Raw genomic sequence first — 13,122 nt, forward strand, 5'->3', positions numbered from 1 at the left:
CTAATGGCTATTATTCGATCCTGCACATTGGCTACCCTGTTCGTAAATACGGGTCATTTCACCTGATAAATCGAACGCAATAAGGGCCAAATTAATATCCGTTAATAACGGTTTCCAACCTTGGTAATTTAACGAAATAGCAAAATAAAGTGCATTATATTTAAGCACAGGTTTAAGAGGCATAAGTGTTTGATTGATAGCTTGCTTTGTTTTCTCATCGAAACCAGAATGATCAATAACGTAATTAAAAACCTTACCATCACCAATAATAAGATCGACACGGCCAGCGAGTAATAACCTTAATAATTGGGCATCATCAATCGCTTCAACAGTAGAAATTAACCCCTGATCCATCATGGCATCGAATTCGGGGGTATTCTGATATCCTCTAACCACACCAATTACTTTGCCAGTTAAAGATTCTAACCCATTGTCTAACGTAAAAGGGTCACTCTTACGTTTAAACAGTGAAATATTCCCCCCGATAAATTGATTAGACTGAACCAGTAATTCACGCCTTTTTTTATCCAAGAAAATATCAGAAGGTGCATGGTCTTCGATAAAGTATTCAGGGAATAAGATATCAATCTTACCTGTTTCAACGAGCTTTACAGCGCGAACCCAAGGATAAAAATACACTTCAACACGGTAGTCTTTCGCGGTTAATATGGCGACGGCAAGTTGTAAACTCCATCCCAAATTACAGAGCTCTCGACCTACATAGGGCGGCCAATCAAGTGTTGCAATAGTGACCGTTTGATTTCCGTTTTGATTAAAGATAAAGCCATTTAGACGTGATTCACCAATAAAATGATACGTTTTTCCGTCAAAGGTGTAGTTCACTTCTACTTTTCGATCATACTGACCTATGCCGTTGGCATTAACCACAGTACCGTGGAATACCAAAAACATTACACTGACGAAAAATGATACTTTAGTCATCTTACTACTCAAATAAACGACTCAAAAAAGCCATTAACATTAAGTATAGAGTAGGATCACTCAGTACACATGTTTATGATATTAGATAAGCATTAAGCGCTTGCTGTAAAGAGACGGGAAGGTTTGCACATTTATCAAAATACAGCAACTGTTCCTTAGCTTTGTAGCCAAGGCCAGTTGCGTGAGGAGCACATTTAGCTTTCGCAATAAACCAAAGTGCGTTGATCAAGTAACAATATGGTAAATATGCATCAACAAGATCAACATCAAGCGATCCTGCTGACAACTTTTGATACTCTTGCATAAGAACACCTTTGGCACTTTCATCAAGCAAGTTAATAGCAATACTCATGGCGATATCAAATTCAGCATCCGTTAATATCGAACATTCAAAATCAATCAGCCAAAACTGGTGTTGAGTCTCTTTAAGTACATTACTAAAGTTAGCATCTCCATGGCATACAACCGGAGATTTTTCAGATTGAAGCTTAGGTAGCTGATTAATCGTTCGTATCAGTAATTCATGTTCACTTGATAGTAAAGTCGCATTATTAAGCAAGGTGTTCAGCAGCGAGGACATATCAAAAGTTTCCAGTGAGGAACCCACAACAACCTTATGTAATGTCGCTAATAAACGTGCGGTCTGCTTAAGGCAAATGTCTTTAGATAATGTTCCTTGTTCCCAATGGGTTTGTAAAGTACCGCCTGCTACAAACCTGGAAACCAAACAATCTTGTGAACTATATAATACTTGAGGAGATAACCCTTGTTGAGCAAAAAACCGGGTCGTTGATACTTCTACTTGAGACTGTTCACTTGGGCTATTAAACCATTTCACAAAATAGTCTACTGGTGCTTGCTTATCTTCTTGGTAGGTCGTTACCTTAAAGTTATGTCCACTTAACCCTTGTTCAATGGTTTTAACTTCACAAATCTGTTCCGCAAAACAAGGAAGTTGTTTAATCTTTTTAACAATAGTTAAGTTACTTAGCTGCATAAGGAAAATATCATTAACGTGAAGATGGCAACGAGTCGTTCATAAGGTTTTTACCATCCGCTTTATAGCGTTTTAACCATTGATAGTATCCATAACTTGCCATAAAAACATACAAAACAAATAGCATCGCCGTAGGTGTTAAGTCTTTAGCAAGATATAGATAAATTGATACCGCATCAATCACGATCCAATAAAGCCAGTTTTCGAGTACTTTTTGGGCCACTAAATAGGTTGCAAACACAGAGAATACAGTTGTTGCTGCATCTATGTATGGAAAATGTGTTGGCGTGTAATTAGCCATTAACCAACCAATGGCTAGAGATACCAACGACAATAAAAACAATGCTTTAACATGCCACACTGAAGACCATTGCTGAATAACCAATGTGTCTTTATTTACAGATTGTCGCCAACACATCCAGCCATATATTGCCATACCAAAATAATAAACCTGCAGCAATCCGTCCATCCACAGGTAAACATCATAAAATATTACTGCATATATGATAGTACTCACTAATGCAGCAGGCCAACACCAAATACTTTCCCGTGCGGCTAAAACGACATACATCAATGAAGCAATAACCGCTACAATTTCCCATAAAGGTAAAGACATGTAGTATTCGAACGTTGTTTGCATTAATGCTCTGCTTCTACTTGTGAGCGATCGCCGCCAATAAACTTACAAACAAACACCGCAGAATCGACTGTTTGGTGTACATGCTTTATTTCACGCATGACGGCTTGCATAGTTAAGTCATACTCGCCAAACACTTGCGTACTCATACCATTAGTAACAACTTTCAAACCATCAACGGCACGTAATTTATGAATAAAAGCCCAGATCTCAGGTTTAAACTTTTCTTGTGCTAGCGGATATAGGCTAATTTCAATTGAAATGTTCATGCAAACTCCTCAGCTTTAGCTAGGTTAAAATTGGTAATCCAAGGTTACACCAAATACTGCAGGTTCACCGAGTTGATAATAGGCTTTAGGCGTGTAACCATCGCGTGGATCATTACCAAAATAAAAGCCACGCGTCTCATAATCTTTATCGAACATGTTACGTACCCAAATTTTTGCTTGCCAGTTAGGCTGTTGATAACTCACTGAACCATGCACTAATGCAACACTGTCTGATTGCTGATCATGGCTGTCTGAAAAGTAAAAACTGTCTTTGCCGTCAACACCCACATTTACATGCCACTGTTCACTTGGATAATAGTTCACGCCAAAACTAAACTGATAATTAGGTGCATGCGCCTGTTTTCTGCCAGTTTCGACGCTACCATCTTCGTATGAAAAACCTTGGTATTCAGTGTCAAGTAAACCAAGGCTACCATAAAGATTTACCGTATCTGCTACGTCCCAAGAAAGCTCGGTTTCAATACCGTAGTTTTTTCCTTGCGCTGCGTTCGTCCAATAACTAATAAATTCAGCACTACCATCGCTACGCTCATCGAGATGATAACTACTTATTTGAATATCATCGCGATCCATATAAAACACAGCAGTGCGTAAAAAAGCCTTATCGTTTAAAAAAGACGTTTTATAGCCAAGTTCGTAGTTCCATAAAAACTCAGGCTCAAATTTACGCAAGTGTTCAGCTAAACTACCATCGCTGTTGACGCTACCTGCTTTAAAGCCACGGTTAATAGAAGCATACGCCATTGATGCCGAATCAATTTGATAAGCAAGTACTAACTTACCACCTAAAATAGAGTCACTGGGAGAAAAAGAGACGTTATCACTATTGTCATATTGGGTTTTGCGTTGTTCAAGACGTAAACCTGAGGTCAGTGACCATTGCTCATTTAATTGGCTATCTAATTGTCCATATACCGCATAATTATCGGCGTCAAAACTTGAAGTAAAATCACCCGTTAAGTAAGTGTATTCTCGGGTTAATGCTTCTTGGTCATTCTTAGCGTAGAAACCAATAACCCAATCGGTGGTATTCTTTAAAATTTTATGATTAGTTTTCGACACAAAACGCACTTCGGCGGTAGTATTTTGACGTTCACGATAATAATAATCCGTCGAAGCATACGACCAAGGATGAATATCCGCATAACTCCAATCCTCATCAAACCCGTAAGCCAAATCAGAATCAGCATGAGTAACAATTGCTAGTATCTCCGTGTTATCGAAGCCACTGTAGGTAAATTTACTGCTTAACGCGCGTGTTTGTTGTTGATCAAAGCCTGGTTGATCAGACAAGGTTGTACGGTTATTGTCTAAAGAAAAGGCATCGTAGCCATTGTCAAAGTCTGCATATAGTAATGTTAAATCAATTTGTAAGTCTTCTGTTGCAGTAATCGCCAACTTACCACGTAAAGTTAACTCATCACGGTTATTTGTATCATCGGCGTTTAAGTATTGGTTTTCCATATAACCATCACTCATATTTTTTTCAGCAACAATTCGGTAATTAACCGAGTCTGTTGCCGGACCTGATAGCATGAAAGATGTGCCGTAGGTACCGTAATTACCAATACTTGCGCGTACGGCACCTTCAAAGCTGTCGCTTGGCGCTTTAGACGTCATATAAATAAGGCCCGCAAGTGCGTTTGCACCAAACCTAGTGCCTTGTGGTCCTCGAAAAAACTCCACTTGTTCCATGTCGAATGTTGATGAAATACTCGCAATTCCCGCAAGATCAATATCGTCTACTAAAACACCAACAGATTGATTAATCGGCTCTTTAAACTGACTACGCTCACCAATACCGCGAATTTGATAATAACGTGCGCGTTGTGAACCACTGGCGAAATTTACATTCGCCACAGCGCCAATGATATCTTCTAAGTTTTGGGCATGACGATTATCAATATCTTGGCTAGATAACACAGAAAGAGAGGCTGGTGCTTGCTGTAAATTTGTTGCGCGATAATCACCTTGTACCGTGATCACTTCAACATCATCAATTATAAGATCAGAAGAGTCGTTTGTTACGTCATCGGCAGTGTAGCCATTTGGGGCAAAGATTAGCGAGGCAATCGCAATAGATATTTGTGTTAACTTCATTTCACTCTCAACTTGGCAACGCAGGAACGAGCAATTGAGATTAACTACAAAGCGAGCAGTATAAGAATCAGCAATTAACCATCCCTACATCGGCATTATCCGCATCAGGTAATAAGGGTAATATTTCTCAGCAATGACAACATAAAATGTATTGCACCCCTTGGTTTGGCGGCGATACTACCAAGATTAAGACAAATGTACAGTAATAAATAAAAAGAAAGCGCTTACTAAGTGAGTGTACAGCAGTGAAAAATTTCGTAATACATTCTTTTTATACAGCCTTGGCAAAATTTACCAATTTTTAAAAGTCTGCTAATCTCTAAATTAGTAGGCTAATTTTTTATCAATAACAGATGGAATTTTGTTTCTAGCTATATTATTTATCAGGGAGAGGTACTAGCCCCACTCTCGCATTAATATTGACGGGAACGTATCGAGGGGAAGTATGACAGAGCACGATAAGGCAACAATATTAGTCGTAGATGATACGCCAGACAACATCTCATTACTTACGGGTATTCTAAAAAAAGATTATCGTGTCAAGGCAGCATTAAATGGAGAAACAGCATTAGGCATCGCTAATGGTACTGAGAAACCCAGCATAATATTACTCGATATAATGATGCCTGATATGGACGGTTATGAAGTGTGTAAACGCCTCAAATCAGACCCAGATACAGCTAAAATACCAGTAATATTTATTACCGCAAAATCTGATACGCATGACGAAGAGCATGGTTTCGAAATTGGCGCCGTAGATTATATCACTAAACCCATAAGCCCTCCTTTGGTGCTTGCACGCGTTAAGTCACAACTCTCACTTTATAGCCAAGCACAGCATTTAGAAAACTTAGTACAAGAACGCACTAAAGAACTCAACGATACACGTGTTGAAATTATCCGTCGTTTGGGTCGAGCAGCTGAATACAAAGATAATGAAACCGGTATGCACGTTATACGAATGAGCTGGTTCTCGCGTTATTTAGCACAAGCAATGGGCCAACCAGAAGAATGGTGTGAACTATTATACAACGCCGCGCCAATGCACGATATTGGCAAAATTGGCATTCCTGATCGGGTTTTACTAAAGCCTGGCAAACTTGATGCTGAAGAATGGGCGATCATGAAACAACACGCACAATATGGTGCAGATATTATTGGCGAACACCCTTCCCCCTTACTACAACTTGCGAAAGAAGTCGCCATCACCCATCACGAAAAATGGAACGGTACTGGCTACCCACATGGTCTTAAAGGTGAGGAAATTCCTTTATCAGGTCGTATTGTTGCTATTGCTGACGTATTTGATGCGCTTACTAGCGAACGCCCTTATAAGAAAGCATGGTCAGAAGAAAAAGCAATTCAACTACTACTGGACGAAGCCGGTGAACATTTTGATCCAAACCTAGTACCAATTTTTATTGAATGTATTGCGAAAGTAAGAGAAATCCAACAACACTATAAAGATGTAGATTGTCATTAAGATGTGGACATTTAAAAAACTATTCGCGCCGATGATTGCGCTATTATTACTGTGTATACCAATTTCTGCGTACTCTGTGGATTCAGATAGTAAAAACGTCATAAAGATTGGCTTTCCTGGTGAATTCCCTCCTTTTTATTTTATTGATGAAAACAATGTTATTCGAGGTGCATCATACGAAATTGCTCAACACCTCGCGAAAACCTTAAACTACGACATAGAGGTTCATCATTACCCCAACATGCAAAAATTACTTGAAGAAGTAAAGCATGGCAGAGTTGATATGGTCATTAATCTTACGGGAACTCCACAACGACGCAAACTCGCATTCTTTACACGCACAGCGCATGTCTATGAAACGCAAGATCTCATCGTACGAGCAGACAGCAACATTACTTACAACGGAGAATTGTCAAGCTTAAGCGATTACTATATTGGCACTATCAGTGGTTGGACTTATGGCAATGACTTTGACAGCTCACCTTATTTACAAAAAGTGTTAGTAAACGACCCAGATGAACAGCTGAGAGGCCTGCTGTCTGGAAAGTATGATATCGCTATCAACAACCAACAGTTTTTTCTATATTATGCGCAAAAATTAGGCGTAGCCAATGCGTTTAAAGTGATATCGCCGGTTGTATACAAATTGCCAGTAAATATCGCTATTTCCCACAAATACCCCGAAGCAAAAGCGTTAGTAAATGTTTTTGAACAAGCTTTACAAGAGTTTATTCAAACAGAAAAATATCAGGAAATTCTTAACTCTTATGGTTTTATATCAAAAGTAGCGGAGGTTAAGTAATGAAACACCCATTGTTTAGCCCCTATACCAAAATGGCGTTGATTACGCTTTTTGTCAGTTTAAGCTTCGTCATATTCGCCGATAATAGAACAACCAATCTTAAAGACCAAATAGAGACAACGTTAACATTAACGGCTCAAGAAAAAGCATGGTTAAGTAACAATTCAGTAGCCCGTTATAGTGGCGATCCGAACTGGAGACCATTTGAGTTTGTAGATAACGATGGTAATCAATCAGGTATGATTGCGGATTACCTTGCGCTTATAGAAACGCAATTACCCACCGATTTAGTCTACCAGCCTTCACCATCATGGTCGGAGGTATTGAAACTTGGTGAGCAGCGCAAAATCGACCTGATTTCAGCTATTAATAAAACACCTGAGCGTAGTAAGCTATATTTGTTTACCGATCCCTATTTAGTCGTACCAACCGTTGTGGTGACGCAAAAAGATGAGCAAGACTTAGAAAGTTTAGCAAATTTTGGTACTAGAACCTTGGGTGTTATTCAAGGCTATGCGAATGCTGAATGGGCACAGAAAAAATTCCCTGATGTTCACTTTGTTTATGTAAATTCTATTAGTGAAGGCGTAGAACTGGTATCAAATGGCTTATTGGATGCCATGCTTGCCAATCAACTTTCAACAATAGAAAGAATAAATTCGCTTTCACTCAACAATTTAAAAGTCAACTTTAGCACTGACTTTACCTTCGAAATGACAATAGGTGTGCGTAAAGATTGGCCTGAGCTCGTTAGTATATTAAATAAAATTTTAGCAACGATAACACCCGCGCAACATAACGAAATTCGTAACAAATGGATTGATATTGAACTTGATAATCAAAGCCAAGAATCTATTCAAATTGAAGATGATATTCCAGTTTTCAGGCTAGTTGTCATTACATTAAGTATCGCGCTAATTTTACTACTGTTGGTGATGTATTTAAGCCGCACAAGTGGTGATGTTTTAACTTTCTATCAATCGGGTAGGCTTCGCGTTTTCGCAATGCTAGCAATTTCAGCGGTACTCATTGTTGTACTTACACTTGCTTGGAATTCACTGAATCGAGAACAAAGCGTTTACCAACATCGAGTTGGACAAGCATTGAATACGGTACTTGATGCAACTCATGATTCTGTCAATTATTGGATTGCAGGACGCAAGCAATTATTAACCATTATTGCCAATGAATCTGGCTTAAATACCTTAATGGCAAAAACTCAACAAACAACGAGCGCACAACCAAAAAATCAAAAGAAAAGCCTAGAAAACCTGCTCGGAGAAAACGACTTAAACAACGAAGACTGGCAATTACATATGTTACTCGCAGACGGCACCCCTGTTTTCGAAAACACACCATCGTTAGCACACATTTTTCCATTACTTAAAACATCCATACTCAATCGTAAAACCATCTTTATTCCGCCGGTTAATGACCCAGTTACAAAAATGCCGATGTTATATTTTGCTGCACCAGTGCTCGATTACCAAGGTAAGGCTATTGCAATTATCGTCGCTGCTGTTGACCCACGAGAAACCTTTTCGCGTATTTTACATAAAGGCCGCGTTGGATCTTCAGGCGATACTTATGCAATTAATCAGCAAGGTTTAATGATCTCTGAGAGTCGCTACACACCTTCGCTCACCCATGAAAAATTATCTGCAGACAAGCAAACAAGTATTTTAAATGTAAGTGTGGCAAATAATGCTGTAGAAACCGACAGCATGCTTACACTTGCAGCAAGATCCGTTTTAGCCGGTAAGCAAGGCATTCGAACGATCGCTTACAATGACTATCAAGGAACACCAGTGTTAGGTGCTTGGCTTTGGGATGATCAGCTTGGTATTGGCATCATTACTGAAATTTCAAAATCAGAAGCACTTGAAGCCTATGATATTTCACGTAATACACTGACGTCGGTACTCGGTGTCACCTTATTCCTTTCACTAAGCTTAACGGCTATCGGTGCGTGGATTGGTGAGCGAGCCAATCGCTCATTACTTAACGCAAAAGATGAGTTAGAAGATAAAGTGCGTGAACGCACAGCTGAGCTAAGTAAAAGCCAATCGCAATTTTATCATTTAATAAAATCGGCCCCCGATCCGATGATAATTTCAGATGCAGATGGGCTTATTACACTCATAAATACCCGTGCAATTGAGCTTTTTGGCTACGAATCAGATGAAATTATTGGCCAACCTATCGAAATTTTATTGCCGCATAACCTCCGAAAAGGTCATCGTGAATACCGTAAATCCTATATTAAAGCTCCAGAATCCCGAGCAATGGGGCAAAATATGACCCTTGAAGCTTTAACAAAACATGGAGAAAGTATTCCCGTAGAGATTAGTTTAAGTCCCATCGAATCAGAGGGTAAATTGCTAGTTGCAAGTGCAATACGTGACATAACCGAACGCCGTCAAGCGCTTGAAGACTTGACCAACGCACAAAAACAAACGAAAGACTTTCTTGATAACTTACCAGCGGTTGCCTTTTTGAAGGGAATAGATGGTAAATATCTACTGGTTAACGCACTGTGGCAGGAAGTAACAGGATTAAAAGAATCTGAAGTATTGGGCAAATGCGACACTGAATTATTTGGCGCACAAACATCCGAACACTTCATTGCTCACGACAAAGAGGTTGTTGAAAATGGTGAAGTACTCGTATACGAAGATGAAGGTCAAGGCGACAAAGGTGCTGGCCGATCATATTTATGTCATAAGTTTCCAATGTATAACAGTAAAGGTGACATAGTTGGTATTGGTGGGGCAGCGATAGAGATTTCAGAATTAAAAGCAAGCCAGCAAGAACTACAAAAAAGTCAAAAACGTATTAGCAGCTTACTTGACGCAACGCCAGAGCCATTATTTGTATTAAATGAAGACGCCAATATTATAGAAACTAACGACGCAGTGAGTCGCGTGTTTGGCTACGAAAAGCAAGATGTTGTTAATAAACATATCACATTACTGATACCAGAAAGATTAAACCAACTCAGTACTAAACATTTTACGCGCTATATTCAATCCCCTAAACAAATGAATATCACAACACGAAAAGATATTGTGGCGCTCACTAAAAACGGTGATGAACTGATTGTCGAAATAAATTTAAACCCCATTGAAATAAACAATGAAATGCTGATTATTGCTGGTATTCGCGATGTCACTAGTCAACGAGCAGCGGAACAAGCAGTGCTGAATGCCAAAGCGCAAATAGAGGAAAAACAAGCGCTATTGCAATCACTGTTTGACAATATTCCTGACTTAATCTCGGCAAAAGATCTTAAAGGTCACTATATCGATGCTAATAAGGCCTACGAAAAATTCGCTGATGTGAAAAAACAGTATTTTATCGGTAAAACTGACTTTGACATCTATCCTAAAGAAGATGCCGAACGCTTCCGCAAAATGGATCAAGCGATGGTTGAAACAGGCGATATTTATCGAAGCGAAGAATGGGTTACCTACCCAGATGGACACCAAGTATTGCTAGACACCTATAAAATTCCTTTACGTGCAGCACACAACAAAATTTCAGGTATTTTAGGCATTTCTCGTGATATTACTGAAAGAAAAGAATTCGAAGAAAAATTGCAAGAATCAAAACTAGAAGCTGACGCCGCCAATCAGGCAAAATCAGATTTCCTCGCCAATATGTCACATGAAATACGTACACCGATGAATGCCGTAATAGGTATGAGCCATCTCGCCCTACAAACAGAACTCGATCGTAAACAGCGAAATTACATTGAAAAGGTACGTCGAAGTGCTGAGTCATTGCTTGGCATAATAAATGACATTCTCGACTTTTCAAAAATTGAAGCCGGTAAAATGGATATGGAAAACGTGCCATTTCGTTTAGAAGATGTCATGGATAATCTTACCAATCTTGTCGGTATTAAAGCCGAAGAAAAAGGCATTGAATTGCATTATGACATGGCAACTGACTTACCATTAGCGCTAGTTGGCGACCCACTTAGATTAGGACAAATACTGGTCAACCTAGGTAACAATGCCGTTAAATTTACCGACGAAGGTGGTGAAATTGTCGTACGGGTGCGTAAAAAACACAGCACAAATGAGCACGCCATTTTACAATTTTCAGTAAAAGATAGTGGCATTGGCATGAATGAAGCGCAACGCAATAAACTGTTTCAGCCGTTTTCTCAAGCGGATAGCTCCACTACACGAAAATATGGCGGTACAGGACTAGGCCTGACTATTTGTCGTAAACTTGCCAATATGATGGATGGCAAAATTTGGGTAGATAGCCAACCTGGTGAGGGTAGTACGTTCTGTTTTACCGTTAAAGTAGGCCTTCAAAAAGGGGAAACATCACAGCCTAAACCTGCAATTTCAGAACTAGGAACGTTACATGTGTTAATCGTTGACGATAATGCGTCTGCACGTGATATTTTTTCTAACATGCTCACGCAATTTGGCTTTAGAGTTGATCAAGCGGCTACAGGCCAACAGGCCTTAAACGCCTTAAAAGCCGCAGATAATAGTGACCCTTATCAACTCGTGCTAGTAGATTGGAAAATGCACGAAATGGACGGTGTGGAGGTTGCACAGCATATTTTACAATCCGTAGAACTAAAAAACGTACCATCAATCATTATGGCTACCGCATACGGTAAAGATGAAGCAGCAAATGCGGCAGATGGCTTGTCGATCAGTGGTTTTCTAACCAAACCCGTGACCCCTTCAAGTATGCTTGATTGCATACTCATGGCAATGGGTAAAGAAGTAACCAAGATAAAACATATAGATACCTCAGAAGAGCTAGCGAAAAAAGCAATAGAAAAGCTAGAAGGTACACGAGTGTTACTTGTAGAAGACAATGAAATAAACCAAGAACTAGCGATAGAACTGCTAACACTGAACAATATAAACGTGGCCTTAGCGGTTAATGGCAAAGAAGCCATTGAAAAAATTCAACAAGAAGAGTTTGATTTGGTACTAATGGATTGCCAAATGCCGGTTATGGATGGCTACGCTGCCACTAAGGCACTGCGTAAAATGGAACAATTTAAGTCGCTACCTATTATCGCAATGACGGCTAATGCTATGGTTGGCGACAAGGAAAAAGTGCTTGATGCTGGCATGAACGACCACATCGCTAAACCTATTAACGTTAATGATATGTTTATTGTTATGTCTAAATATATCACTGGCGATGTAACAACGACAAACGCTACAGATATACCAACGGCACAGGATGATACTTTTATACCGCAACTACCAGGTATTGACCAGGCACGTGGCTTGCAGACCATGCAAGGCAACAAAAAGCTCTTTGCAAGGTTAGTTAAACGCTTTCATGAAAGCCATAAAAATTTCGCAGAACAACTCGCTCAAGCTTTACAAGACAAAGACACTGAATTAGCCCAGCGACTTATTCATACCCTTAAAGGTACCGCTGGTAATATTGGTGCTCAAGAGATTTATCAAGAAGCTATGGAGCTTGAACAAGCTTTCGAGCAACAGGCTGATGATTTTGAGTCTCGACAAGCATCACTGATCGCGAATTTAACACAATTATTAACAGGTATTGAAAATGCAGCATGGCAAACTAGTGCTACGACTAACAACTATGATCCAGAAAAAGCCAACGAAATAATAATAAAGCTTAGCGATGCACTCTCCTCTTTCGATACTGACGCAATCGACTTAGTAGAAGAACTAACAACAATGTTCACTGACACACAGCAATTAGCCAAATTAAACGCGCTGGCAGACAAAGTAAACGGCTTTGACTTCCCAAACGCCTTAACATTACTCGAAGAAATTAAAGATGAATTAAATAAAGAATAAAAGTATTTAACAAATAATGAGGACCAAAACATTCAAAGCCAGCTTACAC

General features: G+C 39.5%; 8 protein-coding genes and 1 riboswitch. Of the genes, 3 read left to right on the top strand and 5 right to left on the bottom strand.

Annotated features, from left to right (window positions below; all coding sequences use genetic code 11):
• The 5 genes from QUE09_RS16290 to QUE09_RS16310 form a co-directional block, all read right to left on the bottom strand.
• Window positions 1-942: a substrate-binding periplasmic protein gene (locus QUE09_RS16290; RefSeq protein WP_286233929.1), complete on the bottom strand. Its 942-nt coding sequence runs from the start codon at window positions 940-942 to the stop codon at window positions 1-3.
• Between the two features lie 73 nt (window positions 943-1,015).
• Entirely contained in the window at window positions 1,016-1,939 is a 924-nt protein-coding gene (locus QUE09_RS16295; protein WP_286233930.1) for a phosphotransferase, read from the bottom strand.
• A 13-nt stretch (window positions 1,940-1,952) separates the two neighbouring features.
• On the bottom strand, window positions 1,953-2,579 hold the full coding sequence (gene pnuC, locus QUE09_RS16300) for a nicotinamide riboside transporter PnuC (protein ID WP_286233931.1): 627 nt from the start codon (window positions 2,577-2,579) through the stop codon (window positions 1,953-1,955).
• A complete protein-coding gene (locus QUE09_RS16305) occupies window positions 2,579-2,845 on the bottom strand; it encodes a hypothetical protein (protein ID WP_286233932.1) in 267 nt (88 codons plus the stop codon). Before QUE09_RS16305 ends, pnuC begins: the two co-directional genes overlap by 1 nt.
• A gap of 24 nt (window positions 2,846-2,869) precedes the next feature.
• The gene (locus tag QUE09_RS16310) at window positions 2,870-4,966 is read right to left on the bottom strand and encodes a TonB-dependent receptor (protein WP_286233933.1); all 2,097 of its coding nucleotides are present in this window, start codon (window positions 4,964-4,966) and stop codon (window positions 2,870-2,872) included.
• 64 nt (window positions 4,967-5,030) lie between these two features.
• Window positions 5,031-5,137, bottom strand: a riboswitch (TPP riboswitch).
• A gap of 274 nt (window positions 5,138-5,411) precedes the next feature.
• Between QUE09_RS16310 and QUE09_RS16315 the strand changes: the two genes are divergently transcribed.
• The 3 genes from QUE09_RS16315 to QUE09_RS16325 are packed head-to-tail and all read left to right on the top strand — an operon-like array spanning window position 5,412 to window position 13,073.
• Window positions 5,412-6,449 (top strand): response regulator, encoded by a 1,038-nt coding sequence (locus tag QUE09_RS16315; protein ID WP_286233934.1) that lies wholly within the window; start codon window positions 5,412-5,414, stop codon window positions 6,447-6,449.
• Between the two features lies 1 nt (window position 6,450).
• The gene (locus tag QUE09_RS16320) at window positions 6,451-7,251 is read left to right on the top strand and encodes a substrate-binding periplasmic protein (protein ID WP_286233935.1); all 801 of its coding nucleotides are present in this window, start codon (window positions 6,451-6,453) and stop codon (window positions 7,249-7,251) included.
• Entirely contained in the window at window positions 7,251-13,073 is a 5,823-nt protein-coding gene (locus QUE09_RS16325) for a PAS domain S-box protein (protein ID WP_286233936.1), read from the top strand. The genes QUE09_RS16320 and QUE09_RS16325 overlap by 1 nt, the downstream gene beginning before the upstream one ends.
• Window positions 13,074-13,122 lie beyond the last annotated feature (49 nt).

This window comes from Thalassotalea sediminis (assembly GCF_030295915.1).
GTDB lineage: Bacteria > Pseudomonadota > Gammaproteobacteria > Enterobacterales > Alteromonadaceae > Thalassotalea_C > Thalassotalea_C sediminis.